General features: G+C 48.6%; 26 protein-coding genes, 1 pseudogene and 2 riboswitches. Of the genes and pseudogenes, 19 read left to right on the top strand and 8 right to left on the bottom strand.

Features of this window, described 5'->3' with window-relative positions; translation table 11 throughout:
• Positions 1-61: 61 nt before the first annotated feature.
• The 7 genes from M3212_RS05190 to M3212_RS05160 form a co-directional block, all read right to left on the bottom strand.
• Positions 62-472 (bottom strand): hypothetical protein, encoded by a 411-nt coding sequence (locus M3212_RS05190; protein ID WP_251192898.1) that lies wholly within the window; start codon positions 470-472, stop codon positions 62-64.
• A gap of 298 nt (positions 473-770) precedes the next feature.
• Positions 771-2,300, bottom strand: coding sequence for a flotillin family protein (locus M3212_RS05185; protein WP_251192897.1), 1,530 nt, complete (start codon positions 2,298-2,300; stop codon positions 771-773).
• 283 nt (positions 2,301-2,583) lie between these two features.
• Positions 2,584-3,654, bottom strand: a complete 1,071-nt coding sequence (locus M3212_RS05180; RefSeq protein WP_251192896.1) for a sulfate/molybdate ABC transporter ATP-binding protein — start codon at positions 3,652-3,654, stop codon at positions 2,584-2,586.
• The gene (cysW, locus tag M3212_RS05175) at positions 3,644-4,519 is read right to left on the bottom strand and encodes a sulfate ABC transporter permease subunit CysW (RefSeq protein ID WP_251192895.1); all 876 of its coding nucleotides are present in this window, start codon (positions 4,517-4,519) and stop codon (positions 3,644-3,646) included. Before cysW ends, M3212_RS05180 begins: the two co-directional genes overlap by 11 nt.
• Before the next feature lie 14 nt (positions 4,520-4,533).
• Positions 4,534-5,373 carry a sulfate ABC transporter permease subunit CysT gene (gene cysT, locus M3212_RS05170; protein ID WP_251192894.1) on the bottom strand — a complete coding sequence of 280 codons (840 nt, stop codon included), beginning with the start codon at positions 5,371-5,373 and terminating at the stop codon, positions 4,534-4,536.
• Positions 5,374-5,505: 132 nt separating this feature from the next.
• The gene (locus tag M3212_RS05165) at positions 5,506-6,564 is read right to left on the bottom strand and encodes a sulfate ABC transporter substrate-binding protein (protein WP_251192893.1); all 1,059 of its coding nucleotides are present in this window, start codon (positions 6,562-6,564) and stop codon (positions 5,506-5,508) included.
• Between the two features lie 91 nt (positions 6,565-6,655).
• Positions 6,656-6,820: a YezD family protein gene (locus tag M3212_RS05160; RefSeq protein WP_251192892.1), complete on the bottom strand. Its 165-nt coding sequence runs from the start codon at positions 6,818-6,820 to the stop codon at positions 6,656-6,658.
• A 444-nt stretch (positions 6,821-7,264) separates the two neighbouring features.
• On the opposite strand from M3212_RS05160, the gene M3212_RS05155 reads away from it, so the two are divergent.
• From M3212_RS05155 to M3212_RS05145, 3 genes are all read left to right on the top strand, one after another.
• Complete coding sequence (locus M3212_RS05155) at positions 7,265-7,540, top strand: DUF2325 domain-containing protein (RefSeq protein ID WP_251192891.1); 276 nt, start codon at positions 7,265-7,267, stop codon at positions 7,538-7,540.
• 240 nt (positions 7,541-7,780) lie between these two features.
• The gene (gene ssuE, locus M3212_RS05150) at positions 7,781-8,347 is read left to right on the top strand and encodes an NADPH-dependent FMN reductase (RefSeq protein ID WP_251192890.1); all 567 of its coding nucleotides are present in this window, start codon (positions 7,781-7,783) and stop codon (positions 8,345-8,347) included.
• Positions 8,348-8,683 (top strand): hypothetical protein, encoded by a 336-nt coding sequence (locus M3212_RS05145; RefSeq protein WP_251192889.1) that lies wholly within the window; start codon positions 8,348-8,350, stop codon positions 8,681-8,683.
• A 247-nt stretch (positions 8,684-8,930) separates the two neighbouring features.
• Here the strand turns inward: M3212_RS05145 and M3212_RS05140 are convergent, their stop codons facing one another.
• A complete protein-coding gene (locus M3212_RS05140; protein WP_251192888.1) occupies positions 8,931-9,071 on the bottom strand; it encodes a hypothetical protein in 141 nt (46 codons plus the stop codon).
• A 121-nt stretch (positions 9,072-9,192) separates the two neighbouring features.
• Here M3212_RS05140 and M3212_RS05135 point away from each other — a divergent pair, with 121 nt between their 5' ends.
• The 16 genes and pseudogenes from M3212_RS05135 to M3212_RS05060 all read left to right on the top strand — a co-directional run bounded on the left by M3212_RS05135 (position 9,193) and on the right by M3212_RS05060 (position 25,504).
• A complete protein-coding gene (locus tag M3212_RS05135) occupies positions 9,193-10,188 on the top strand; it encodes an LLM class flavin-dependent oxidoreductase (protein WP_251192887.1) in 996 nt (331 codons plus the stop codon).
• A gap of 194 nt (positions 10,189-10,382) precedes the next feature.
• Positions 10,383-11,147, top strand: a complete 765-nt coding sequence (locus M3212_RS05130) for an SDR family NAD(P)-dependent oxidoreductase (protein WP_285874084.1) — start codon at positions 10,383-10,385, stop codon at positions 11,145-11,147.
• Positions 11,148-11,439: 292 nt separating this feature from the next.
• Positions 11,440-12,672, top strand: coding sequence for a M20 family metallo-hydrolase (locus M3212_RS05125; protein WP_251192886.1), 1,233 nt, complete (start codon positions 11,440-11,442; stop codon positions 12,670-12,672).
• Between the two features lie 11 nt (positions 12,673-12,683).
• Positions 12,684-14,069: a dihydropyrimidinase gene (gene hydA / locus M3212_RS05120; protein WP_251192885.1), complete on the top strand. Its 1,386-nt coding sequence runs from the start codon at positions 12,684-12,686 to the stop codon at positions 14,067-14,069.
• Positions 14,070-14,265: 196 nt separating this feature from the next.
• Positions 14,266-15,369 carry a mandelate racemase/muconate lactonizing enzyme family protein gene (locus M3212_RS05115; protein WP_251192884.1) on the top strand — a complete coding sequence of 368 codons (1,104 nt, stop codon included), beginning with the start codon at positions 14,266-14,268 and terminating at the stop codon, positions 15,367-15,369.
• 148 nt (positions 15,370-15,517) lie between these two features.
• Entirely contained in the window at positions 15,518-16,603 is a 1,086-nt protein-coding gene (locus M3212_RS05110) for an FUSC family protein (protein WP_285874083.1), read from the top strand.
• A gap of 79 nt (positions 16,604-16,682) precedes the next feature.
• A riboswitch (TPP riboswitch) is annotated at positions 16,683-16,787 on the top strand.
• Between the two features lie 99 nt (positions 16,788-16,886).
• Positions 16,887-18,158, top strand: a complete 1,272-nt coding sequence (locus M3212_RS05105; protein ID WP_251192882.1) for an acetylornithine deacetylase — start codon at positions 16,887-16,889, stop codon at positions 18,156-18,158.
• 21 nt (positions 18,159-18,179) lie between these two features.
• Positions 18,180-19,217, top strand: coding sequence for an ABC transporter substrate-binding protein (locus M3212_RS05100; protein ID WP_251192881.1), 1,038 nt, complete (start codon positions 18,180-18,182; stop codon positions 19,215-19,217).
• A 195-nt stretch (positions 19,218-19,412) separates the two neighbouring features.
• Positions 19,413-20,525 carry a PQQ-dependent sugar dehydrogenase gene (locus M3212_RS05095; protein ID WP_251192880.1) on the top strand — a complete coding sequence of 371 codons (1,113 nt, stop codon included), beginning with the start codon at positions 19,413-19,415 and terminating at the stop codon, positions 20,523-20,525.
• A gap of 66 nt (positions 20,526-20,591) precedes the next feature.
• The gene (locus tag M3212_RS05090; RefSeq protein WP_251192879.1) at positions 20,592-21,575 is read left to right on the top strand and encodes an aldo/keto reductase; all 984 of its coding nucleotides are present in this window, start codon (positions 20,592-20,594) and stop codon (positions 21,573-21,575) included.
• A gap of 105 nt (positions 21,576-21,680) precedes the next feature.
• The gene (locus M3212_RS05085) at positions 21,681-22,451 is read left to right on the top strand and encodes a class I SAM-dependent methyltransferase (RefSeq protein ID WP_251192878.1); all 771 of its coding nucleotides are present in this window, start codon (positions 21,681-21,683) and stop codon (positions 22,449-22,451) included.
• Positions 22,452-22,655: 204 nt separating this feature from the next.
• Positions 22,656-23,348, top strand: a pseudogene (locus M3212_RS05080) (DUF1538 domain-containing protein).
• Entirely contained in the window at positions 23,345-24,091 is a 747-nt protein-coding gene (locus M3212_RS05075; RefSeq protein ID WP_251192877.1) for a DUF1538 domain-containing protein, read from the top strand. The pseudogene M3212_RS05080 and the gene M3212_RS05075 overlap by 4 nt, the downstream one beginning before the upstream one ends.
• The gene (locus M3212_RS05070; RefSeq protein ID WP_251192876.1) at positions 24,069-24,800 is read left to right on the top strand and encodes a P-II family nitrogen regulator; all 732 of its coding nucleotides are present in this window, start codon (positions 24,069-24,071) and stop codon (positions 24,798-24,800) included. Before M3212_RS05075 ends, M3212_RS05070 begins: the two co-directional genes overlap by 23 nt.
• A gap of 54 nt (positions 24,801-24,854) precedes the next feature.
• A complete protein-coding gene (locus M3212_RS05065) occupies positions 24,855-25,361 on the top strand; it encodes an SMI1/KNR4 family protein (RefSeq protein ID WP_251192875.1) in 507 nt (168 codons plus the stop codon).
• Positions 25,358-25,504 (top strand): YycC family protein, encoded by a 147-nt coding sequence (locus tag M3212_RS05060; protein WP_251192874.1) that lies wholly within the window; start codon positions 25,358-25,360, stop codon positions 25,502-25,504. The genes M3212_RS05065 and M3212_RS05060 overlap by 4 nt, the downstream gene beginning before the upstream one ends.
• Before the next feature lie 111 nt (positions 25,505-25,615).
• A riboswitch (FMN riboswitch) is annotated at positions 25,616-25,768 on the top strand.
• Positions 25,769-26,067: the final 299 nt, after the last annotated feature.

Here is a 26,067-nt window from a genome sequence, read left to right as displayed (position 1 = left end):
TTTGATTGTGATGCAATTGAAGAAACTGATGACAGGGGAAAAAGAAGTGGCTTTGATAAACTTAATTCGTAGCGATCATTCGTTTGAGTAAGCGGATATCCATTTCGTGGTCATTCACTTTTTGGGAAAGGTCGTTCAAGATGATTTCCTGTTCTGTATTATGGGCAACTTGGGTCGTAATGGCATCGAGCTTTTTATTTAATTGATCAATATCGCCTTTCGTAGCCATATTAGCAATATCATCTTTGGTAGCCATGTTGGCAATATCGTCTTTCGTAGCCATGTTGGCAATATCGCTTTTCGTAGCCATGTTGGCAATATCGTCTTTCGTAGCCATGTTGGCAATATCGCTTTTCGTAGCCATGTTGGCAATATCGCTTTTCGTAGCCATGTTGGCAATATCGCTTTTCGTAGCCATGTTGGCAATATCGCTTTTCGTAGCCATATTAGCGATATCATCTTTGGTAGCCATATTTAGCTCTAGTTTTTGTACTCGTTGGTTTAATGTTTGTAACTCCTTTAAAATTAAATCGATACCTTCCAAGTTAAAGCACCTCTCTATTCTTTTTTATTTGTGTACAGCTAAGTCAATTATATCATGCGGTGGGAGGACTGTTAATGGTTTAAAAGAATAGATACAATCAAATCATTTTGAGTGGATATTTGGGATCAAAGTAGGGGAGGAGAGGTGGAGAAAAGAGGGTTGCCTGAGTCAGACAACCCTTTTCAAGAACGTTATTCATGCCGGTCAAGTTACGATGAAGCAGGGCTTACTTCCCGCTTTGCTGCTCATCCTCTTCATTTGTTTCCTGAAGAGGGGATGATTCCGGGTTTTGTTCAGTCTCAGGCTGTTCTGCTGCTGAAGCGGCTTCCTGCATCTGACCGAAATAATTGGTTCTGCCTCGTGAAACATAGCTTTCCAGCATTGCTTTTAAATCCATGCCGGTGCTTTCCTTCAGGCTTTCCTGAAGGCCGAGCATTGTTCTCGTGACATTGTTTGTAATTTTTGAAGCTCCGCCCGCAGAATCGGCGCCTCCCATATCAATTACTTTCATCTGCTCGATTTTGGAAAGCGGCTGGGCAATTTCGTGGGCGTATTTCGGAAGCATATTGATAAACATTTCAAGGACGGCGGCATCTCCGTACTTCTCCATCGCCTCTGCCATCTGGCGCTTCGCTTCAGCCTCAGCCGTTCCCCGTTCGCGGATGACGGACGCTTCGGCAAGCCCTTTTTCGCGTTCGACGGCTGCTTTTGCTTCCCCGTCAATCCGGTATTTCTCCGCCTCTGCTTCCGAGCGGGCTTTAATATCATAAGCATCGGCGTCAGCCTGGGCTTTCCGGCGCTTTTGCTCCTCCTGTTCAAGCTCTACCTGGCGCTGGCGCTCAATAAATTGGATTTTCATTTCTTCTTCCTTTACCTGTTGGGCAAGGCGCGCTTTTTCGAGCTCATAGGCCTGCTCAGATTTGGCGCGGGCCCGCTCTGTTTCTTCTTTGATCTGCGCTTCTTTAATATCTTTTTCCTTGCGTGATTCGGCAATCGCGCTTAAGCGGATATTCTCCTCATCCTGTGCTTCCTGATCATTTCGCGCACGGTACATTCTCGTTTCTTTTTCCGCATCGGATTCAGCCATTTCCGCCTTTTTGCGGATTTCAGCGATACGCGGACGCCCAAGATTATCTAAATAGCCATTTTCCTCGTCGGCATCACGTAAATCGTCCAACCCGAATGAGGTAATTTTGAAGCCCATATTATCCAATTCTTTTTGGGCAATATCCTGAACCTGATGATTGAAAGATTCACGGTCATTATTGATTTCCTCGACGGTCAGCTTTGATAAAATCGCTCGTAGGTTGGTGCCGAGTACTTTGGATACTTCTTCTTCAATTTCTGACTGTTTTTTGCCGAGGAACTGTTCGGCATAGTTGGCAATTCCAATTAAGGAATCGGAAATTTTGACCGAGGTGACGGCGTCGGCGATCACCGGAACTCCTTGAACGGTGTACACTTTTGGCGTTGTCAATTTAATTTGAAAGGAATTAAGATCGACCGGTGTGCATGTTTGAAAGAACTTGAGACGGACGCCGCCTCCACGGATGATTTTTAAGCTTCTGCCATTTTCATCATTGAAAATTCGCTGATCATCTTCAGGGTTGCCTAAATTAGGACCGGTGATGATTAAGGCCTCATTCGAGCTTGCCGTCCGGTATCTTCTTTTAAAAAGGAAGAAGCCGATCGCGCTGCCAACCAATAATAAGAAAAATAAAACCCCGAGAACAATAAACCAAATAAATGATGTCATGTTTTCACGCTCCTATGTAATCGTGTAGCAAGATGAGTTTCCTGCTCACCTATTTATACGGATGAAGCGGAGGAATGTTTCAAATTATAGATATTTTTAGAAGATTTAGTCTGAAAGTGAAGAAAAAGGGACTAATATGGAGACAAAGCTAGTTAGCATGGAGCAGTAAGGCTCCACTCATAGCGGGATGGAAAAGGTCGTGGTCGTTCTGCGCATTTTTTAAGGGCCGGGCCAAAGGGGAAAAATCACCTTTTAGCCCGGTCCCAGCCTCATGGCGGACGGATCAGATTGAAAATTCCTCAGGGAGGAAAACCGTGACATGGTTCGGGGAGACATAAACCTGCTCGTGTAACGTCAGGTGAAGCTCTTCAAACCGCTCTCTCGATAATTCGATTTGGAGCAGCTCAGTATTGTTTTTCCATTTCAATTCAATGAAAACGAGCGGCCCGACGGCGTGTATGTGATGAACAATGGCCGGAATCGCCTGCTCGCTTTTTTCGCGGGTAATGTCCATGTGATGCGGGCGGGCATAGGCGACGGCCTCTTTGTTAGTGCTGCTGGGGTACGCCAGGGTGGCAATTTGATGCTTATCAAACTGAAGCATTCCCTGGTGGAGCCGGCCTTTAAACACATTAACATTTCCTAAAAAGTCATAGACAAAAGGGCTTCTTGGCTGTTCATAGACTTCCTCCGGGCTGCCGACCTGCTCGATCTTCCCTTGGTGCATCACGACGATCCGGTCGGCTACATCGAGCGCTTCCTCCTGATCATGGGTGACGAAAACGCTCGTGATCGGAAATTCATTATGAAGGTTACGTAGCCATCTGCGCAAATCCTTTCTCACTTTAGCATCCAGCGCGCCAAATGGTTCATCAAGTAACAGCACTTTCGGTTTGATGGCCAGCGCTCTGGCGAGAGCGACCCGTTGCCGCTGTCCACCGGAAAGCTGTGATGGAAAGCGTTTTGCCAGTCCTTCAAGCTTGACGAGCTCAAGCAATTCTCGCACCTGTTCGGCAATTTCCGATTTTGACGGGCGCTGCTTTTTTGGCTTGACGCGTAGGCCGTAGGAGATGTTATCTTCTACGGTCATATGGTTAAATAACGCATAATGCTGAAAGACGAAGCCGACCTGGCGCGACGAGGTCGTAACCTCGGTCATGTTTTCACCATCAAAATAAACAGTGCCCTGATCGGCTGCTTCAAGACCGGCGATAATGCGCAATAAAGAAGTTTTACCTGAGCCGGACGGGCCTAGAAGCGCGACAAGCTCACCTGTTTCGATTGAAAGGTTAATCTCGGTTAAAGCTTGAAATGTGCCGAATGCTTTACTGATGTTTTGGATTTTAATGGACATGTTCGTTCCTCCTCTCGGCTGCGCCCTTCCATTCAATAACGTTTTTCAAAATAAGGGTCAATATTGCTAAAATCGACATTAGGGATGCGATGGCAAAAGCAGCGGTAAATTGATATTCGTTATACAAAATCTCGACATGCAGGGGCATTGTGTTGGTGAGTCCGCGAATATGGCCGGACACGACCGAGACGGCGCCGAACTCGCCGATTGTTCGGGCATTACAAAGAATGATCCCGTACAGGAGCGCCCATTTTACATTAGGCAGGGTGACATGCCAAAATGTTCGCCAGCCATTTGCCCCGAGCGTCAAAGACGCCTCTTCCTCAGCGGTTCCCTGGGCATGCATGACGGGTATCAGTTCCCTCGCGACAAACGGGACGGTGACAAATAATGTTGCCAGGACAATCCCCGGAACTGAAAAAATAATCTGGATGCCTCTCTCCAGCAGCCACGGCCCAAAGACGCCATGGGCGCTAAACAGCAGGACAAAGACAAGCCCGGCAATGACCGGTGAAACCGAAAAGGGAAGATCGATCAAGGTTGTCAGCAGGTTTCTGCCGCGAAAGCGAAATTTTCCGATTGCCCAGGCCGCGGCGATGCCGAAAATCGTATTAAGTGGAACGGCGATTACGACGACAAGAAGAGTGAGTTTAATCGCCGATAACGCATCGGCTTCAGTAATCGAAGCGAAGTAGACATGAAGCCCCTGTTCAAAAGCTTTCAAAAAAATCGCCACGAGCGGCAAAAACAAAAAGAGCAGTAAAAATAACAAAGCCAAGCCGATTAAGCTGTAGCGGACGAAGCGGGATTCATTGGTCGCCGCTGTCCGGTTGACCGGCGTCGGATCGGTTGATATTTGGGCCATAGATGAAGCACCTCCTAGGTCGTTTGTCTGCTTTGTGCCCACCATTGCAACATATTGATCACCAGCAGCATCACAAAGGAGATGACGAGCATCACAGCGGCAAGGGCGGTAGCGCCGGCATAGTCAAATTGCTCCAGCTTTGTCATAATCAATAGCGGGGTGATTTCCGTTTGCATCGGCAGGTTGCCGGAGATAAACACGACAGAGCCGTATTCACCTAAGGCTCTGGCAAAGGCGAGCGCAAATCCGGTCAGTAAGGCAGGCAGCAAAATCGGCAGGATGACTTTGGTGAAGGTATGAAACCGGTTTGCGCCGAGGCTCGCTGATGCTTCTTCTAATTCCTTCTCCAAATCCTGCAGTACAGGTTGTACCATTCTGACAACAAAAGGCAGGCCGATAAATGTCAACGCGACAATCACACCTAACGGGGTAAAGGCTACTCGGATGCCAAGCACCTCCAAGTGCTGGCCGACCCATCCCGTTGATGCATAGAGAGTTGTAAGCGCAATTCCGGCAACCGCTGTCGGCAGAGCAAAAGGCAGGTCAACGAGACCGTCAATCAGCCGTTTGCCTTTAAAGTCATAGCGGACGAGCACCCAGGCAATGAGCAGGCCGAAAACGGCATTCATGCAGGCGGCGATAAAGGCCGCTCCGAAGCTTAAGCGATAGGAGGCAACAACGCGCGGCTCCGTGACCGTTGCCCAAAATTGCTGCCAGCCCATCGTGGATGTGTTAATAAAGACCATTGCCAGCGGCAGAAGGACCAGCAGACCGACATACATCATCGTGAAACCCAGTGATAAACCGAAGCCTGGGATAATGCTGTGCGCTTTCCAACGGTGTGATTTTCCCATCGTCTTACTCCTTTCATATGGGGCTGTACGAAAGATGTATCAGCCCCTGAGCAATGAGCTGCACTGCCACGAACCTGTGACGAGTGGAGTCATTGCTGCTAAATAGTTTTGTCGTACGCTCATAATGGCAATTTACGGCTGGTAAATCTCATCAAAGATTCCGCCATCGGCAAAGTGCTCCTGTTGGGCCTGCGTCCAGCCGCCAAAGATATCATCAATCGTGAAGAGATCAATTTCGGGGAAGAGATCGCCATACTCGGCTAAAATTTCCTGATTGCGCGGGCGGTAATAATGTTCGGCTGCCAGCGTCTGTCCTGTATCGGAATAAAGAAATTCTAAATAGGCCTCGGCAACTTCCCGCGTTCCTTTTTTGTCAACGACCGCATCGACTACCGTCACAGGTGGCTCGGCTAATATGCTGATCGAAGGAAAGATGATTTCAAATTCATCCTCTCCAAGTTCATTAATCGCAAGAAACGCTTCATTTTCCCACGAAAGAAAGACATCGCCAATGCCGCGCTCGACAAAGGTCGTCGTCGCTCCGCGCGCTCCCGAATCGAGCACGGCAACGTTTTGATACAGCTTAGTGACGAACTCTTTTGCTGTTTCTTTACTGCCGTATTTATCGAGCGCATAGCCCCAGGCAGCCAAATAATTCCAACGTGCACCTCCGGATGTCTTCGGATTCGGCGTAATCACGGAAACATCTTCCTTAACAATGTCCTCCCAGTCCTGAATATTCAACGGGTTGCCTTTGCGGACAAGAAAAACAATCGTTGACGTATATGGGGTTGAATTATCCGGTAAGCGCTGTTGCCAATCCGCAGGGATCAGCTGACGTGTTTCGTGAAGCATGTCGATGTCATAAGCGAGCGCAAGCGTGGCAACATCAGCTTCGAGACCGTCAACAATCGACCTGGCCTGGCTGCCGGAGCCTCCATGGGATTGCTGGAAGGTGATAGTTTCTCCGCTTTCTTCCTCCCAAAATGAGGCGAATTCTTTGTTGAAATCCTGGTACAGCTCCCGGGTCGGGTCATAGGAAACATTCAGCAGTTCAATTGAGCCTCCTCGTTCAGAAGGCTCCCCAGCCTGATCGGTTCCTGTAGAGGTGTTTCCATTGCAGGCGCTTATTACAAACAGGATGGCCGCCGCCGCTATGCCTTGTTTGATCGATTCTCTTTTTTTCGTCATTTTTCTCTCTCCTTCTATTGGCAATAAAAAAAACTTCCCATTTCACCCCAAGCCGGTGAATGAGAAGTCTTCGGTTGTCCGATAGACTTCATTATTTTTTTGTTTGACTGCTTTTCTTTTGCGGGAAGCGGACTTTTTCGGTAGCATCAATTTGCGTTAATTGACCATCGTGGATCGTTAGCAGGACTGAACCAAATTTAATTCTTTCCAGGGCATTTTTGATTTTTTCCAATTTCTCGGGTTCGAGATGGCTCATGCCGAATACCTCCCTTTAGTAAATGAAATGGGTAGACAAGGAAACCTGAAATGAAAAGACATGGAACAGCTTTTTAGTAATGAAAGTCACCATTACTCTTCTTCGAGTTACGAGAAAGGAAGTTTTTCAGTGGCCTCAACAGCTGGGCTTACCTACCTCCTCCTTTCAAAAAAGATCGTAACAGACCTTGTTTTCGGATGACCGATCAACCGGATCGTATTACATTTTTGATTAATAGTATAGTATGACGATAAGAATTATATGTTAACTTAGTTTTTGTAAAAAACCAATTAAACATACTTGTAAACTTATAATTCTTGTGCTAAAGTTGGAACCATCAATTGAATTACAGTAGTCCGACTAGACCTCTAGAGGCTCTTATCTTCTGAAACGGAAGGTGAGAGCCTTTTCTTACATAATGGCTTGAAGGAGAGGAGAATTGGAATGTCTTCGATACTTATCGTTGGCGGGGACCGGTTAGGGGTTATCCCGGAAAAGCTAAGGGCCTTTGGCTATACAAAGATTAATCATATTTCCGGCAGGAAAGTGAAGATGGTCAAAAAGCAAATTCCCTATGAGACAAACTCAATCTTAATTCTAACCGATTATATAAACCATAACATGCTGCATTCGATCAAGAAGCAAGCCGCAAGCCAAAAGATTCCCGTCTATTTCGCGAAGCGGTCCTGGTCTTATATTGAACAGTCATTGAGAGCGTGAAACGATTGGCAAACAGAAACAATGACTCATACGATAATACTGGATGAGCTTACATGTTGGCTCGGAATATGTCCCTTCATTTCTGTAAAACACACTATAAATCCGATTAAACAACTGTTTTTAATTAGGTAAAAGAAAGGAAAGATTTTGTTCAGTTCGGGTAAACTTTAGACGTGTTACTTCAAGACCCGGCAGAAAATCATTTCAGCTTTTTAATTCGAAGTAAAGGAGTGTTGAGTGATGACAAAGGTTCTGTTCATTTCAGGGAGTCCGACGAGTCAATCAAGATTAAACGGGGTCATTCAATATGCAAGTGACTATTTACAAGCCAGTGATTTAGAGGTGGAAGTGCTCCCGGTCATTGATTTGCCGCCGGAGGATTTGATTTTTGCCAAGTTTCAGAGCGAGGCCGTACTGGCGGCGAATAAAAAGGTGGAAGAAGCAGATGTCATTATTGTTTCCAGTCAGGTTTATAAAGCGTCTTTCACGGGTGTACTGAAAACCTATCTCGATTTATTGCCGCAAAAAGCATTCGAAAATAAAATTGTTTTTCCACTTGTACTCGCTGGTTCAGTTGCCCATTTGCTGACGATTGAGTACAGCTTTAAGCCGGTTCTGACCGTTCTGGGCGCTGATGTTGTTCTTCCGGGGGTTTATCTTGTTGATAGCGGCATCAGCTGGGGGCAAGCCGGCAAAGTGGAATTCGATCAGGCGACGGAGGAGCGCCTCATCCGGGCCCTTGACCGTCTTAGACAGGAAGCTCAGCTGCGACTGGCAGGACAGGCGAGCAAAACGCTGGAGGGATAAATGGAAAAAATAGCGGTCGTCGCCGGGAGAAGGTTGGAAGGGAAGCACGTTGATCGACTGGAGAAGATCTTGAAAGAAGTCTTTACAGCGGCGCTCAAAAGCGAGGAGCTGCAATTGGAGACGGTCCGGATCGAAGAAGAGCAGGGTGACGCTTTAAAAGATGCTTCGGTTGTGGTCATCATGATTTCAGAGCCGGAAGAGACGTATCGGGAGATGAAGGGGCTGGGAAAAAGGTTGTTTTTACCTTTTCCCCAGCCTCTAATTTTGTCTCATCCTCTTCCCGATCGTCATCGGCGCGTCATCGGCGGGGAGCCTTGCCCAATTCATTGTGATTGAGCACAGTTTACGGCCGTTATTTTACTCTCTCAAAGTGAAGCATGTCTATGAAGGACTTTATTTGGTCAAAAAGGAGCTTGATCATCCCGGTCTCGAAAAGCGGTTTGCTGCGTATGTCTGTTTAGATCCGGGCAGCTTTTCAATGGAATCATAAAAAGGTTTGTGCGCGAAGGGGAAAGTACTTTGCCCACAAACCTGAGTCTACTTGAGTACATAGAAGCGTATTGCTGCGTCACAGCGAACCGGATTAGTTCATTCTTTTCTTTGCGCGATAGGACTGGGCCAGGATCAGTTTGGCTTCGTTGTAGGTCAAGCCGGAGCGGGCATTGAGGCGTTTCACTTCCTCGATGTCTGTTCCGGCTATCGTCGTTTTTCTGCGTGTTTCCATTGCTAATCCTCCTTTTTTCACTAGTATGGCAGCTGGAGCGGAGAATATCCGCGTAACATCTCGGTGACTGGCATAACAGTTAGCCTGATGATATGCTGTTTTTGAAAAGGAGTGGACAAACGTGAAAGTGAGCATTCTTGATCAGGCACCAATCAGAACAGGAGAAACAGCGAGGGAAGCGTTGGCTAATGCAGTCAGGTTAGCGCAGCACGGTGAAGCGCTCGGCTATACGAGATACTGGATCGCCGAACATCATGACTTTCCCGGGCTGGCGTGTCCGGCACCCGAAATCATGATTAGCGCGATCGGCGCGCAGACACACCGCATTCGTCTTGGCGCCGGCGCAATTCTTCTGCCGCATTACCGGCCCTATAAAGTGGCCGAAACGTTCCATCTGCTTGCGACCTTATATCCTGGCCGCATCGACCTCGGCATCGGGAGAGCACCGGGAGGATCAGCGGAGGCCGCTATTGCTTTGTCCGGCAATTATTTGCAGCAGGTGCGCGAGCTGCCGGATAAGCTGAAAGAGCTGCTCCATTTTTTGCGACACACATTTCCGGACGGGCATCTTTACCGAAATCTGAACGCCGCTCCAGTTCCGGCTGTTCCGCCTCAGCTATGGCTGCTCGGGACGAGTGAAAAAAGCGCGCGCCTTGCAGCTGAAATGGGAATGAATTATGCGTTTGGTCATTTTATGAGCGAGAAGGACGGTCCGGCTTTGCTTGAGACTTACCGGCAGGAACATAGGCGGACAGATCAGGAAGGTGAGGGACATGCCCTTGTTGCTGTCGCCGTTATCTGTGCCGAAACGACCGCCGAGGCAGAGGAGATAGCCGAAAGGCAGCTATTGTGGCGGCTTTTGCAGGAAAAAGGCATCAATGAAGGAATTCCCACTTCGTCCCGGGTCCGACGTTACGACTATTCTGCAGAGGACCGTGCAAAAATAGAGCAAATGAAAGAAAAAATGATTATCGGCAATCCGCTTGAGGTAAGAGACAGGCTGCGCGGGCTGAAGGAGTTTTACCGAACAGAGGAAGTGATGATCAATACGATAACAGACAGGCTGGCGGATCGGCTGAAATCCTATCAGCTAATCGCCGAAGCGTTGAAAATCTAGCAGGTGGTGTGGCAAAAGGTCCGCATCCTTTTGCCACACCTGAAAGAAAAAGAAAATTGCCACAACTTTGTTGACGGATATCGTTGTTGAATTTATAATAGGAATCATTTCCAATCTATTTTTCTTTTAAAAAATGATAGCGCTTTCTTGGATTGGAAGTGAGTCTTGCATATACATAAAAGGAGCTGAACAAGTTGATCACAATTAATCTTGAAAATCAGGTTGCGCTTGTCACGGGAGCAGGGACGGGGATCGGAAAAGCGATTGCCCTTCGGTTGGCGGAAGCAGGGGCGAAAGTTATTGTCAATTATAACAGCAGCAAGGAAGCGGCGGAAGCGGTCGTCGCTGAGATCAATGGAAAGGGCGGCGTGGCAACAGCCTATCAATGCGACGTGACCGATGAAGAGCAGGTAAAGGAGATGGTGGCGAAGATCGGCGCCGACTATGGCGGGATTGACATTCTGATCAACAATGCCGGATCGCTGATAGAGCGCTGTCCGGTGGCGGAAATGCCAACTGATTTATGGGAACGGATCATCAATGTTAATGTCAAGAGCGTGTTTCTTGTGACAAAATATGTGATCCCGTTTATGAAGGAGAAGCAGTACGGTCGGATTGTCAATGTATCGTCTGTTGCCGCACGTAACGGCGGCGGCGGAGGTGCTGTGATGTATGCGACGGCGAAGGGCGCTGTCAGCACATTTACGAAAGGACTGGCAAAGGAATTGTGCGATGATGGGATTTTAGTGAACGGCATTGCTCCAGGGGTCATTACGACACCATTCCACGACCGTTTCACAAGCAGTGAAGCGCGTGAGAATTTCAAAAAAGTGATTCCGCTTGGCAGGGAGGGAGACCCATTGGAGGTCGCGGATGCCGCACTTTATCTTGTTTCGCCATTAAGCTCTTATGTGTTGGGAGAAATGGTTGAAGTGAACGGCGGACAATTGATGGATTAAATGATAGGAGCTGTCTTTTCGGAGCCTGTGGGAAAGGGAATAACCAACCTTTTGTCACAGGCTTTTTCATTAGTCGTACCTGATTTCAGGCTGTGCCGGCAAAGGTGAATGAGCATTCCGTTACAGCCGTTGCCGTCATGTTTAGACCCAGGATCAAATGAGAGGGCAGAGGAAACGTTAATGTCAGCTCTGGCGATTGTCCGTCAGATCTTATGACAAATAAGCTGAAGTGGTAGCTGTATAACTTTTACAATACAGTCAGAGGCAGCTGACGAATGAGAGGGGAAGAAAAGTGAGGATAACCGAGCGTATTCATAAGCATATTGAAACATTGGCGGCCTTTACCTCAACTCCTGGCGCCGGGGTCACAAGAGTGGTGTATACGGAAGAGGACCGGCAGGCTAAGGATTATATGAAAGCTGAAGCAGAACAGCTTGGATTAACGATTTCCGAAGATGAAATTGGCAATATCTTTGCAACGTGGAAAGGAAAAAAATGGGGATTTGCGCAAGTTTGGACGGGGTCTCATCTTGACGCTCCGACACATGGCGGAAACTATGACGGAGTAGTCGGGGTGTTCGGTGCACTTGAGGCTGTCCGGCTCCTCCAGCAAAAAGGCTTCGAGCCGGAACGCGACCTTGTGATGGTCATCTTCGCCGCGGAGGAGCCGACTCGTTTTGGGATGGGCTGTCTCGGCAGCCGGGCGTTAACCGGCAAGTTGCGGAGCCGTGATTTAGATGAATGGCGGGATGAAGCAGGGCAATCGCTACGGACAATCTTGGAGCAGCGCGGGAAAAATCCGGAAAAAGTTCTTTTAGAACAGCTTGATCCTTCGATGGTCAAAGGATTTCTTGAATTACATATCGAACAGGGGGCGGTGCTGGAAAACGAAGGTTTGCCGATCGGCCTTGTCAACCGTATTGCTGCACCGACGGAAATACAAGTACAGGTTTTTGGTGAACAGCGCCATGCCGGCACCACACCGATGAAGCTTCGAAAGGATCCTGTACCGGCCGTAGCGGAACTGATATTGAAAGTGGAGGAGGTTGTTCAGACGTACAGTGAATCGGCTGTCGGCACGGTCGGCAAAATGCAGCTTCATCCGGGCGCGAGCAACGTTATCGCCGAATCAGTCGAATTTACAATTGATATGAGAGACAGCTGGAAAGAAAAAAAGGATAAAATCCTGCAAGTGCTGGAGGAGGAAGCCGGCAAGCTACTCGAACGGCGAAATTTGCGCGCAGAGTGGAAGATCAAAAGCGATGACAGCCCCTCAGAAATGGATCAACGCGTGCTGAAGGAGCTTGAACGCTGTGCCACTGCTCTTAGTCTGCCTTACAAAATTATGTCGAGCGGCGCTTATCACGATGCAATGATTATGTCGGAGAAGGTGCCATGCAATATGATTTTCATACCAAGCAAGGATGGCATTAGTCATGCTCCATCTGAATTTACCGATGTCCTGGATATTGAAAAAGGAATTAGACTGCTGGCAGAAGCTTTACAAGTCCTGACAAACGAATAAGGAGGGCTAAAATGAAAACGTTAATCAAAAACGGGATGATTGTCACAAGTTCAGATCGATATGAAGCCGATATCTTAGTGGAAAACGGAAAGGTTGTCCTGATTGGTGATAGCATAAAGGATGCGGCGAGCGAAGTTGTTGATGCGAAAGGGATGTATGTCCTGCCAGGAATGGTTGATCAGCATACTCATGTCGAAAGCCCGTTTGGCGGGACAATTACTGCTCCGTGGCATACAGAAAGTGTCGCTGCCGCGCTTGGAGGAACGACAACGATTGTCGATTTTGCCTTGCAAAGCCGGGGAGAATCGTTAAGAGCAGGTGTCGAACAGTGGAAACAAAGGGCCGCTGGGCGTTCAGCAATTGATTACGGCTTTCATATCGGCGTGACCGATCTTCGCCAGGAAGTGATTGAAGAAATCCCGGCACTGGTCGAAGAAGGGGTTTCAACACTGAAATTATTTATGGCGTACAAAGGGGATCTGATGGTCGAAGACGCGACACTTTATCAAACGCTTGATCGTGCAAAAAGTGTAGGCGCTCTTGTGATGGTCCATGCTGAAAATGGCGCGATCATAGATCTTCTGCAGAAAAAATGCTTGGAAAATGGGCAAACAGAGCCTTATTATCATGCCGTCAGCCGCCCAATCGAAGTTGAAACGGAAGCGACGAGCCGGGCGATTTCGATTGCCGAGGTGGTCGGCGCCCCGTTGTTCATCGTTCATGTCAGTGGAGAAGGGCCGGCGCAGCGCATTCGTGAAGCGCGGGCGAAAGGACTGCCGGTTTTTGCGGAAACATGTCCTCATTATTTGCTTTTAACAGAAGAGGAATTGAAAAGACCGGGCTTTGAAGGAGCGAAGTTTGTCTGCTCGCCGCCGCTCAGGGAAGAGAAACATCATGATGCCCTCTGGAAAGCGTTGCAGGACGATACGTTGCAATCGATTGGCTCTGATCATTGCGCCTTCTCGTTTAAAGGACAAAAAGAGCTGGGAAAGGATGATTTCACGAAAATACCGAATGGTGGAAACGGGATTGAGCATCGCTTCTCCCTGCTTTATACATACGGGGTGGCGGAAGGGAGGCTGTCACTGGAGAAGTCGGTCGAATTGCTGGCGACGAATCCGGCGAAAGTGATGGGCTTATATCCTGAAAAAGGAACGATTGCTGTCGGCTGCGATGCCGATCTGCTGATCTTTGATCCAGAAGCAGAGAGCACGATCCAATTCGAAACGTCGCACCAGGGAATTGATTATGATATGTTTGAAGGCTTCCCGCTTAAAGGCAGGGTGAAAGATGTGTTTCTCCGGGGAAAGCAAATTGTCAAAGACGGTGCTTACATCGGTTCGCTCGGAGATGGGCGTTATCAGAAGCGCAAACCATACGGACTATGTTACAAATGATAGAGTCGGGGCTTTGGAAAAAAAGAGTAGTGTCCCCTTTTGCCCCAAGCCCGAACCTGCCGTCCTATTCCTGACCTGAAACGCGGCTTTCAGGATGCAGGAATAGGACGGCTGATTTATGAAAGCGTAAACAAAATTAAATTGACGGTGGAAATACGTCCATATACAATGAAAGAAAAGAATCGAGGAGATACCGATGACATACTTCACGAAAATTGTCGACATCATCACCGAATATTATCAAGTGCCTTTAGCGGAGCCGCTTGGTGATGCGATGCACGGCATCCATACCCATTTCGAGCTTCCGGTCGTCAAAATTAAACTTGAGGACGGCTACGAGGGAGTCGGATACACCTATACGGGAGGAGTTGGCGGCCGGGCAATCTGCGCGATGATTGAGCATGATTTACGACCTTTTCTCATCGGACGGGATGCGAGCTGCGTTGAGAAAATATGGGAAGAAATGAATTGGAAAATTCATTACGTCGGCCGGGGCGGAATCGCCTCATTTGCGATGTCGGCCATTGATATCGCGCTGTGGGACATCCGGGCAAAACGGGCCGGCATGCCGCTCTATAAGCTGTTGGGCGGTCATTCCGACAGCACGGCTTGCTACGCCGGCGCGATTGATTTGAACTTCACGAAGGAACGGCTGTTGGAGAATATAAAAGGCTATTTAGAGCAGGGCTTCTCGGCGGTCAAAATAAAACTGGGGCAAGCGACATTGGCTGAGGACATTGACAGGGTCGCCGCTGTACGGGAACTGATTGGACCTGATATCGAGTTTATGGTCGACGCCAATATGAAATGGTCTGTGGAAAAAGCGATAAAAGCAACAAAGGAACTCGCTGCGTATGACCTGCTCTGGCTTGAGGAACCAACGATTCCAGACGACTATGAAGGTTATAGACGAATTTCTCAGGGAGGAGAAATGGCGATTGCCGCCGGAGAAAATTTACATACTGTTTATGAGTTTCAACAGATGATCACGAGAGGGCAGATTGATTTTCCTCAGCCTGACGCGTCAAATATCGGCGGGATTACGGGCTGGCTAAAGGTTGCCAATCTCGCCTATGCTCATAATTTGCCTGTCTGTACGCACGGGATGCAGGAGCTGCATGTCAGCTTAATGGCCGCGATCCCGCACGCTTCCTATATGGAGGTCCACAGCTTTCCGATTGACCAGTATACAACAAGGCCGCTCGTGCTGGAAAATGGCCGGGCCGTCGCGCCGGATACAGTCGGGACAGGGGTGGAATTTGACTGGGATCTTCTTAAGGATTACCGCCGGACGTTTTAATCATACGCTTCGCGGAAGAGACCGCCAAAACGTTGGAACCGTCCTGCTTGGGGCAGGGAGTGCCAAAATGGATTGAACTGATTGCCAATAGAAGCGGAGTTAACGGCTGACTCGTTCGTGATGTCATCAGGAAAGACAGTGATCAATTATGAAACAACTAAGACGATTTAAGTTTATAGGTGGAAGGTTGATCAAAACCGGAATTGCGGTGTTTGCCGCCGCCAGTCTGTGCCAGCTGTTCGGGTTGCCGTCTGTATTTGCCGTCATTATCGCGATTGTCACGATCGAGCCGACAGTGTCGGCTTCGATCAAAAAAGGGATCGTCCGTTTCCCGGCGGCACTGATAGGAGCAAGCCTGGCGATGACCTTCGTCTATGTATTCGGTTATAGTGCACTTACCTATACACTGGCTACAGTCAGCACGATTTTTATTTGTCACAAATTAAGGCTTCAGGCCGGCACTTTGATTGCGACTGTCACAGCGCTGGCGATGATTCCGATCACGCAGGATCAATATTTGCTTGCCTTCTTTGAGCGGGCGGGAACGACAACGATCGGGCTAACGGTCTCGACACTCGTTAATTTTCTCATTCTGCCGGCGAATTATGTTACGGAAATCAAAATGCGCAACGAGAAGTTATTTAACGAAACAGCGAGGCTTTTGGAGCTGCGCTGTAAAGAAGTGATTGATAGGCAGCGCAGTTCGTCAAAAGACAGTCAGAAGATGCACCGCCAACTGACAAGTGAGTTGGGGAAGTCCTTTCAGCTGTGCCAGTATCAGCGTGAAGAATGGAAATACCATCGCTGCAAAACGGGGGAACTGCGGATGTTCTTTCATGAATATCGCAAGCTGGAACACCTCCAGCAAATTCAGTTTCATTTGGCAAATGTCCTCTCGCTGCCGCTTGGCAACCTGGCTTTTTCGCCGGCGAAAAAGCAGCTTTTGCGGCAGACGATTGAGTCAACCGTCGCTATTTTGCGGGCGAGGGATCATCATATTCCTAAAGAGCATTTCGAGCTGATCGAGCAGCTCGACCAGCACTTTTGGTATTCAAAACACGAAGCGGCTGTCCCGCTGGCAAAGGCTTTTCATCATCATTTTTCTGCGGAGACGATTTTGCTGTATGTGATTCTCTCGATTCATGATGTCTTGGAAGAGCTGGAGCGGATGGCGCGCAAAGCAGAGAAACGAAACAGAGAAGAGCTACAGGCGTTTTCAGCTGAGGACAGCTAGCCGAGCTGTTGGAATTTTCTGATTGCCTTTTTTCATGCAGTATGGTACAACTACTTGTAGGCAAAATAATTACATATATCATCACTGCTAGGGGTGCTTTTTATAAAGCTGAGAGAGACGAATGTCTTAACCCTTATAACCTGATCTAGTTCGTACTAGCGGAGGGAAGAAGTGTGGAACCAGCTCTTTAGACAGAGTGTTACTCTGTCCTATATAGACGTGAACCACTTCTCTTGTCAGGGGGTGGTTTTTTGTTTTGTCTACACGAAAAGGAGGGGATGATGTGACAACGATCACTGAACTGCTCAGCAAAGTGGAGGAGCGGCAAGAGGAGCTGATCGACCTAGCAAAAACACTCATTTCATTTCAGACACCGGCACCGCCGGCGCGCAATACACAAGAGGCGCAGGCATTCGTTGCCCGTTTTTTGGAAAAACACGGCTTTGCGATTGAGATGTGGGACGTCTATCCGGGCGATCCAAATGTCATTGGAATTCGAAAAGGGACAGAATCAAAGACGCACAAGAGCTTAATTGTAAACGGTCATATTGATGTCGCCGAGATCAGTCCTGATGAAAAATGGGAGCTTGATCCGTTCACGCCATTTGTCCGCAATGGACGCTTATATGGCCGGGGAGCGGCAGATATGAAGGGCGGTCTGGCCGGAGCGTTATTCGCGGTTTCTTTGCTTGATCAGGCTGGGATCGCCTTGCCGGGCGACTTGATTTTTCAATCGGTGATCGGTGAGGAGGTTGGTGAAGCGGGGACGCTGGAATGCTGCAAGCGTGGCAGCACGGCGGACTTTGCGGTTGTAGTTGATACGAGCGACCTCCATATTCAAGGCCAGGGTGGCGTGATTACCGGCTGGATCACGGTGAAAAGTGAAAAGACCTATCACGATGCAACACGGCGGCAAATGATTCATGCCGGCGGACAGGTTGTCGCTGCAAGCGCAATCGAAAAAATGATGAAGCTCATTGGCGGTTTGCAGGAGCTGGAGCGACATTGGGCAATTACGAAAAGCTATCCCGGCTTCGCGCCCGGCTCAAACACGATTAACCCGGCTGTGATTGAAGGAGGGCGGCATGCTGCTTTTATTGCCGATGAATGCCGGCTTTGGATTACGGTCCATTTCTATCCGGATGAAACTCACGAAGAGGTGGCACGTGAGATTGAAGAGCATCTGTTAAAGGTTGCAAGTGGAGATGTCTGGCTGCGCGATCACCCGCCGACTTTTTCGTGGGGCGGCAGCTCAATGATTGAAGACCGTGGCGAAATTTTTCCTTCGCTTGAAATCGACCCAGCGGACCCCGGCGTTAGGCTGCTCGCCGCTTCGCATCAAACGATCATGGGCCGTGAAGCGGAAATTGATGTCAGCCCAACGGTGACAGATGGAGGTTGGCTTGGCGAGGCGGGGATTCCAACTGTCATTTATGGCCCGGGAGATCTGCTGAATGCGCATGCTGTTAACGAAAGCGTCGCGGTTGAACAGCTCGTCAACTATACGAAGGTTCTTTTGCAATTTATCTATCAATGGACACATCAGAAGAAGTAAGCTAGAAATGGGGAGAAGACGATGAAAAAATGGATTATAGCTGGTTTGTTTACAGTAAGTATGGCGATGGTAACGGCGTGCGGAGAAGAGCAGGCGCCAACTGAGGAGGCGGCTGAGGGGCAAAATTCGGAAGCTGGGCAGGAAGCTGAGCTTGCCAAAATTGATATTATGCTCGACTGGTATCCGAATGCGGTGCACAGCTTCCTCTATGTCGCCCAGGAACAGGGATTCTTTGCGGAGGAAGGTCTCGATGTCGAGATTCATTTTCCGACGAACCCGACCGATCCGATCAATTTAGCGGCTGCTGGACAAATGACTCTTGGGATCACCTATCAACCGGATGTTGTTGTCGCCCGCGCAACGCAGGATGTTCCGGTCAAGTCTGTGGCGGCGATTGTCCGCTCACCGCTTAATCATGCTGTCTTTTTAGAGGATAGCAGTATTCAGTCGCCGAAGGATTTGGAGGGGAAGCAGGTTGGTTATCCAGGTATTCCGTTGAATGAATCAATTTTAAAAACAATTGTTCAGCATGATGGCGGAAATCCCGATGAGGTGCAAATGATTGATGTCGGTTTTGAATTAGGGTCATCGATTGTAAGCGGTCAGGTTGACGCTGTCCTTGGGGCATACATCAATCATGAAGTGCCCGTGCTGCGGCATAATGGCTATGAAACCCGCTATTTTAATCCGGTCGACTACGGAGTGCCAAGCTATTATGAGCTTGTTGTCGTCACGAACGATGAGACCTGGCAGGAGCGCGAGGCGGATATTGCTGCTTTCTGGCGCGCCGCAACAAAAGGGTATCAATTTATGACCGAGCAGCCGGATGAAGCGTTAGCGATTCTCTTCGCTGAACAGGATGAAGCAAATTTTCCTTTAATTGAGGAAGTCGAGCAGGAAAGCCTCGACATTCTTTTACCGAAAATGGCCTCTGACTCAGGCTTCGGCAGCCAGGACGAAGCCGCATGGCAGGAAACGATTGACTGGATGCTCGATTATGAGTTGATTGAACAGGCTCCAGAGCTTGCTGATATCTATGTAAATCTGGCAGAAGAGTGATGCCGGGAGTTTAACGGACCATGGACAAGCGCCGGGGCTGTTTCAAAAGGGAGATGAACCTTTTGGAGCAGCCTTTTGGCGCTTTTTTCAAAGAAGTTGATAAGGAATGCCCCTGCACATTGTTTCGGCTGCGTCTGGACTCAAGACGTTTAACAAGCCGGTTGGCGGTGAATAAGCGTAATGGAGGTGTTTAAAATGAAATATTTGTTAATAATGGCACTGATTGCTGGATTGGCGGCCTGCTCGGATGATGGACCAGAAGAAAGCCTCGAGGAACCGATTCAGGAGGGAGCGACTGAAACAACTGACGGGGAGGCTGGACAAGCTGAAGAGCCGGAGCCGATTGAGGTTGTCACCGAGCAGCTGGAGGTGCCGTGGGCGATTGAGAAATCAGGAGAAACGCTCTTCATTACCGAGCGGAATGGAAGCATTGTGACGATTGAAGAGGGACGTGATACGAGAGCGGAGGTTGTGCTTGAGCATGACGAACTGGCTGAAGGAGAAGGCGGCCTGCTTGGCTTTGTGCTGTCGCCGGATTACGCCGAGGATGGCCGTGCTTTTGTCTATCACACATATCAGGAAGAAGGTCAAATCTTAAATCGGATCGCGGTCATCAGCCAGTCGGATGATGACGGACAATGGATAGAAGAGGAGGAAGTGCTTGCCGGGATCCCTGGGGGGAGAATTCACAATGGAGGCAGACTGGCAATGGGACCAGATGAAAAGCTGTACGCAACAACCGGAGACGCCGGGATCGAGGAGCTGGCTCAGGAGCGTGAGGCAATGGCGGGAACGATACTCCGGCTTGAGCTTGATGGAACGGTTCCTGATGATAACCCTTGGGAGGATTCCTACGTCTATTCATACGGGCACCGTAATCCGCAAGGGCTGGCCTGGGATGAGGACGGCACTCTATACAGCAGTGAGCACGGCTCAAGCGCGTACGATGAAATCAATCTAATTGAAGCGGGCGTGAATTATGGCTGGCCGATCGTCAGAGGGGATGAGACGGAAGAGGGCTTGAGCGCTCCCTTGATCCATTCTGGCGAGGACACATGGGCACCTTCGGGAGCGGCGGTTGCAAAAGACGTGTTGTATGTGGCGGGACTGCGGGGCGAAGCGATTTATGCGCTTAACTTGCAAACGTCTGAATTTGTCACATGGCTCGAAGGGTTCGGCAGAATTCGTGACCTTTTTGTTGATGGGCAATCGCTGTATTTTATCACGAATAATCGTGATGGAAGAGGGGTTCCACAAGATTCTGACGATTATCTAATAAAAGTCGATCTTGAACAGCAAGAAAGATAGATGCAATAGGTAGAAAAATCAACTATGCTAAAAAGGAGTGGAGAAGAAGGAAAAGGAGAGGTTATGATGCGATATAATCAGTTGGGGAAAAGCGGTCTGTTAGTGTCTGAGCTCTGTCTAGGGACGATGACGTTCGGCAATGAGGTCAATGAGGCTGATTCGATTGAAATGATCCATCGTTTTCTTGATCGTGGCGGCAATTTTCTTGATACGGCCGATGTGTATGTCAAAGGAGAATCAGAGCGTATTGTTGGCAAAGCGATCAAAGACAGACGCAGTGAAGTCGTGCTGGCGACAAAGGTCAGGATGCGAGTTGGTAAAGGTCCGAATGATTTCGGTTATTCCCGTCACCGGATCATGGAAGGAGTTGACCAGAGCCTTAGGCGGCTCGGAACGGACTATATTGACCTTTACCAGCTCCATGTATGGGATAATATAACGCCGATTGAAGAAGCGGTCCGCGCCCTTGATGATCTTGTCCGTGCCGGGAAAGTGCGCTATATCGGCTGCTCTAATTTTTTGGCGTGGCAGATGATGAAAGCTTTGTCGTATAGCGAATTTCACCACCTGGCCCGCTTCATTTCGATTCAGCCGCAATACAGCCTGATCAACCGCGAAATGGACCGGGAGATGCTTCCGCTTTGCAAAGAGGAAAACGTCGGTGTGCTTCCATGGGCGCCGCTCGGCGGCGGCTTTTTGACTGGGAAATATCAAAAGGGAGAAACCCCACAATCCGGCCGGCTGTCGAGAGGGGTGGGCGAATCGAGCTGGGAGAAGCGCGCTCTTGAGAAAAACTTTGCGATCCTTGAAGCGGTATATGACGTAGCTGACGAGAGTGGTAAAACGCCAGGGCAGATTGCGCTTAACTGGCTGCTGCAAAAGGAAGAGATCACTTCCCCTATTTTCGGGGCGACAAGCTTTGAGCAATTTGAAGAAAACCTCGGCAGTACCGGCTGGCAGCTCACTTCTGAACAATGGCAGAAGCTTGATGACGTCAGTAAGCTGCCAAGTGAATATCCTCAGCGTTTTCTTGAAAAATTCGCCCGCTAAACTGGCAGGCTCTCAGCAGTGATCGTTCTATTCTTACTGTTTTTTAGTCTTTCTACATATAGATTAAGTAATGGTAGGGCCAGCTATGAAGAAAGGATGGTAATGATGAGCGAAGAAGCAAAAAACAGGGTAAAACAGCAATTCAGCCGTAATGCGAATGAATATGTGAAGAGCCGGTCACATGCCCAAAGCAGCGATCTCGATCAATTGCTTGAATGGCTTCAGCCAGATGACGCCGAGATCGCATTGGATATTGCGACAGGTGGCGGCCATGTGGCGAAAAAACTGGCGACGGCAGTGAAACAGGTAGTCGCCACCGATCTGACAAAGGAAATGCTCGCCAATACGAGACAGCATTTACAGCAGATCGGAAATATTTTCTACGTGCTGGCCGATGCCGAAGCGCTACCGTTTTTGGAACAGAGCTTCGACATTGTGACATGCCGGATCGCTCCGCATCATTTTCCGGATCCGGAAGCCTTTGTGAGGGAAGCGGCACGAGTGCTGAAGCCGGGTGGGCGCTTTTTGCTTATCGACAATGTAGTGCCGGAGGATGATCAGCTGGCAACCTTCATGAACACATTTGAAAAAAAGCGCGATCACAGCCATGTCCGCTGTTTGTCTGAGAAAGAATGGAGCAGCCTGATTGGCGGCGGACAGCTCGTTGTTACGCGCAAAGAGCTGAAAAAGAAAACATATGACTATCCTGTATGGGTGAAAAGAACGACAGAGAACGCCGAGCAAGTATATGAGGTCAACCGTTATATCGAGTCAGCGGATCCGGTTTGTAAGTCCTATTATCACGTGCAGGAAGCAGGCGGGACGATTCATGCTGTCACGGTTGACGAACTGATGCTTATGGCTGAAAAAACCTGATAAAACAGCATCAAGGGAGGCGTTGAAAAACTTCCTTTTTCGTGGCTACGTTCATTAGGAAAAGGCTGCTGAAAGAGTGAAAATCGTACTTTTTCAGCAGTCTCTTCTTTTTTGAATGCGCTTTACATGTCCATTTGTTTCAAACAGGCCGCTAAATGGGAATGAAGGATAAAAAGGGCCAAGAAAGACCGGAGGGGAAAATGGATGCAAGACATAAAAGACACGTTTAAAGAAGTCGTATTTGCAATAATACCGATCACAGCCGTGATTATTGTTTTACAGTTTACGTTAATCTCTCTGCCACTGGATGTCTTTCTCCAATTTCTAATCGGTGTGATCCTCGTCAGCTCAGGATTATTTTTGTTTTTAATCGGGGTACATATCGGGCTGCTGCCGATCGGGGAAATGATTGGCTCAACGTTGTCGAAAACAAATAAAGTATGGCTGATTATTCTGGTCGGCTTTATAGTAGGATTCGTTGTGACGATAGCCGAGCCTGATGTCCGCGTGCTGTCCAGTTAGATTGAGACTGTATCCGGCGGTGGTATTTCGCAAATGGTGCTGATCTATGCTGTGGCGATTGGGGTGGCAATTTTTGTCGCGCTGGCGATGCTGCGGATCATTTTCGGCATTGAATTGAAGTGGCTCCTGCTTGGCGGATATGCGGCTGTCTTCATCCTGGCCGCGTTTACAGCCGACGATTTTGTTCCTATTTCCTTCGATGCGGGCGGCGTGACAACAGGACCGATGACAGTCCCGTTTATTTTAGCGCTAGGAGTAGGTGTCACCTCGGTGCTGCGTGGAAAAAGTTCATCGAGCGACAGCTTTGGACTCGTAGCCCTGGCCTCAATCGGACCGATATTGGCCGTTCTTGTGTTAGGGGTGATTTATGGATGAACGTCACCATTTTCGAAGGGTTTCATCATGTGCTGCTTGAAGTAACATTCGCTTTATTGCCGTTGCTGATCTTTTTTATCGTGTTTCAGTTGCTTTTTCTGAAGCTGGAAAAAAAGCGCATCCTCCATATTTTAATTGGGATGTTGCTCTCCTTTCTCGGCTTAGCTCTCTTTCTGCAAGGTGTTCATGTCGGCTTTTTTCCAGCCGGAGAGGTGATAGGAGAGAATCTCGGCGGACTGTCCTTTAACTGGGTGCTTGTGCCGATCGGCTTTGTCCTCGGTTTTGTGGCGACCTTTGCCGAGCCTGCCGTTCGCATTATGAATGAACAGGTCGAACAGATTTCGGGTGGGTACATTTCAGAGAAAGTGATGCTTTATACATTGTCAATCGGTGTTGGCGTATCGATTGCCTTGTCGATGCTGCGGATTCTCCTCGGTTTTTCGTTATGGTATTATCTCATACCTGGCTATGCGCTCGTGCTGATTTTGATGCTGCTCGTATCAAAAACATTTATTGCGATCGCCTTTGATTCAGGCGGCGTCGCTACTGGTCCGATGACGGTCACCTTTATTTTGGCGATTGCCGTTGGTGTAGCCTCAGCAATTGAAGGAAGAGACCCGTTATTGGATGGCTTTGGCATGATCGCGTTGGTCGCATTAGCGCCTATTTTGTCAGTGCTACTGTTAGGAATACTTTATGAACGGAAAGGCAGGGGTAAAGATGAAGCCGAGTCAGGGTCATAAATTATTAATCACGATCGTCAAAAAAAGCGACGGAAAACAGGTCGTCCGTGCTACGAAAGAGGCGGGGGCGCGGGGAGCGACTGTGTTATTAGCGAAGGGAAGCGGCATTCATGAGAAAAAAAGCTTTTTCGGAATCCCGCTAAGTTATGAAAAGGAAGTCGTCTTAACGATTGCTCCAGGTCCGGTGATGGAAACGATTGCCGACAGCGTCATGAAGAGAGTCCAGTTGAATCAGTCCGGCAAAGGGATCGGGATGATCATCAATGTGGAAAACGTATTGGGGATCGTTACTCTCGCCCCGGGGAGTAAGGTGGATGAACAAGTGGAGGAGGAGCAAATAATGACAGATCCAGCTAAAAGATTTGATCTGATTGTGACGATTGTCAACCGCGGAGATGCGAGTAAAGTGGTTGACTCCTCACTGGAAGCTGGTGCCGAAGGAGCGACGATACTTTCCGGTCGCGGCTCCGGCATCCACGAAAAAGCAAAGCTATTCAATATTCAAATCGAGCCTGAAAAGGAAATAGTTCTGACATTAATTCATCATCAGCTGACGAAACATGTCGCCGAAGCGATTGAAACGGGGGTCGAGCTAAATCAATCCGGCAAAGGCATCGCCTTTATCATCGATGTCGAGCGCGTAATCGGCATCAATCATCTCATTGAGGAAATCCGTCAGGAGGAGCGGATAAATCGGAAGGAAGAATAGCGCGGCTCTTGCTTTTTCCGCTATACTAAGGGAGAGCAGGAAAGGAGCGTTCAGATGAGCTTAGATTTTTATCAGGGTGGCCCATTTTGGAAGAGCCCATCCGAATATAAACCGGGCGTTCCATTGACGCCTCAGCGGATCACCGAGGTTGAACAGCTTCTCGGTGTGTCTCTGCCCGATACGTATGTCCGCTATATGCTTGAGCAAAATGGCGGCGAACTGGCCTATCGTTATGTATTGTTTGATGATGGGGAGGCGGCGATTATTCCGTATTTGTACGAAATGGATACAGCGGGCGGAGTCGGGATGTCACCACTGTTCCTGGAACAATTCGGGTTGCCGAAAGGACTTGTTTTGTTGACAGGAGACTTTGATTCATGGCTTGCTCTCGATTACCGACATCTGGCAGAGCCGGAAGTGATCTACATGACAAATGAAGGGGACTCTGTTTCAGCAGAATGGAAGGAGTACCGTCTTGCCGCGAGCTTTGAAGACTTCACCGCCAAGCTGTTTCAGCGCGCGCCATCAAAAAAGGAAAAGAAGGGAGGGACAGCCGAATGAGACCATTGCAGATTTCAGCAGAAACCGCGCAAAAGTTGGCGGAATCGCTACAGGTTCCGATCGAACAAATCATGCACATGCCGCAGCATATTTTGCTGGCCAAACTGGCTGAGCTGGAGAAGAAAGAGAAGAAGGATGAATAGATCCGGCAAATAAATTAACGCAGAATTTATTATTCTGAAATCGAAATAGTTGACGAAACCATTTTGGAAAGATACAATTTAAACATTAGTTGAATAAGACCACGTATTGGTCGATTCCTTCGGGGCCGGGTGAAAATCCCGACCGGCGGTGATGAAGCGCAAATGCTGCTTCTTAGTCCGTGACCCGTATCTCGTAAATCAGATACGGTGGACCTGGTGAAACTCCGGGACCGACAGTGAAAGTCTGGATGGGAGAAGGAACGAACGTGTGCCGCTGTAGGCAGGCTGTGTAAGCTTTTTTTAAAGAGCTTATTTTCCACGGGAGAAGTGTGTCCTTTTTTAGCAGCTGCACATGATAGGACGACAATTTTTCACAATTGTACGTTTATTTCGTTATCTCAAAACCGCCCTGATTTGGATCAAGGGCGGTTTTTTCTTTTAGTGGTTTAGAAAACCCCTGGCTATGCCGGGGGTTCAAAAGAGCTTCTAGCGTGGTATTAAAAAAACCTCACTTCATGATAGGATAAAGTTGGTTTCCCGACCACTTCATCTCATCATCGAAG

It is taken from the genome of Halalkalibacter oceani (genome assembly GCF_023715705.1).
In the GTDB taxonomy this organism is placed as follows: Bacteria; Bacillota; Bacilli; order Bacillales; family Bacillaceae_D; genus Halalkalibacter; species Halalkalibacter oceani_A.
This window is presented reverse-complemented; position numbering and strand designations above follow the sequence as displayed.

Coding starts and splice junctions, on each gene's coding strand:
- M3212_RS05160 (WP_251192892.1), bottom strand. CDS start 6,820: ATGAGCCATCTCGAACCCGAGAAATTGGAAAAAATCAAAAATGCCCTG.
- M3212_RS05140 (WP_251192888.1), bottom strand. CDS start 9,071: ATGGAAACACGCAGAAAAACGACGATAGCCGGAACAGACATCGAGGAA.
- M3212_RS05165 (WP_251192893.1), bottom strand. CDS start 6,564: ATGACGAAAAAAAGAGAATCGATCAAACAAGGCATAGCGGCGGCGGCC.
- M3212_RS05095 (WP_251192880.1), top strand. CDS start 19,413: ATGAAATATTTGTTAATAATGGCACTGATTGCTGGATTGGCGGCCTGC.
- M3212_RS05145 (WP_251192889.1), top strand. CDS start 8,348: ATGGAAAAAATAGCGGTCGTCGCCGGGAGAAGGTTGGAAGGGAAGCAC.
- M3212_RS05065 (WP_251192875.1), top strand. CDS start 24,855: ATGAGCTTAGATTTTTATCAGGGTGGCCCATTTTGGAAGAGCCCATCC.
- M3212_RS05115 (WP_251192884.1), top strand. CDS start 14,266: ATGACATACTTCACGAAAATTGTCGACATCATCACCGAATATTATCAA.
- hydA (WP_251192885.1), top strand. CDS start 12,684: ATGAAAACGTTAATCAAAAACGGGATGATTGTCACAAGTTCAGATCGA.
- M3212_RS05070 (WP_251192876.1), top strand. CDS start 24,069: ATGAAGCCGAGTCAGGGTCATAAATTATTAATCACGATCGTCAAAAAA.
- M3212_RS05110 (WP_285874083.1), top strand. CDS start 15,518: ATGAAACAACTAAGACGATTTAAGTTTATAGGTGGAAGGTTGATCAAA.
- M3212_RS05185 (WP_251192897.1), bottom strand. CDS start 2,300: ATGACATCATTTATTTGGTTTATTGTTCTCGGGGTTTTATTTTTCTTA.
- ssuE (WP_251192890.1), top strand. CDS start 7,781: ATGACAAAGGTTCTGTTCATTTCAGGGAGTCCGACGAGTCAATCAAGA.
- M3212_RS05090 (WP_251192879.1), top strand. CDS start 20,592: ATGCGATATAATCAGTTGGGGAAAAGCGGTCTGTTAGTGTCTGAGCTC.
- M3212_RS05060 (WP_251192874.1), top strand. CDS start 25,358: ATGAGACCATTGCAGATTTCAGCAGAAACCGCGCAAAAGTTGGCGGAA.
- M3212_RS05190 (WP_251192898.1), bottom strand. CDS start 472: ATGGCTACCAAAGATGATATCGCTAATATGGCTACGAAAAGCGATATT.
- M3212_RS05075 (WP_251192877.1), top strand. CDS start 23,345: ATGAACGTCACCATTTTCGAAGGGTTTCATCATGTGCTGCTTGAAGTA.
- cysW (WP_251192895.1), bottom strand. CDS start 4,519: ATGGCCCAAATATCAACCGATCCGACGCCGGTCAACCGGACAGCGGCG.
- M3212_RS05180 (WP_251192896.1), bottom strand. CDS start 3,654: ATGTCCATTAAAATCCAAAACATCAGTAAAGCATTCGGCACATTTCAA.
- M3212_RS05155 (WP_251192891.1), top strand. CDS start 7,265: ATGTCTTCGATACTTATCGTTGGCGGGGACCGGTTAGGGGTTATCCCG.
- M3212_RS05100 (WP_251192881.1), top strand. CDS start 18,180: ATGAAAAAATGGATTATAGCTGGTTTGTTTACAGTAAGTATGGCGATG.
- cysT (WP_251192894.1), bottom strand. CDS start 5,373: ATGGGAAAATCACACCGTTGGAAAGCGCACAGCATTATCCCAGGCTTC.
- M3212_RS05085 (WP_251192878.1), top strand. CDS start 21,681: ATGAGCGAAGAAGCAAAAAACAGGGTAAAACAGCAATTCAGCCGTAAT.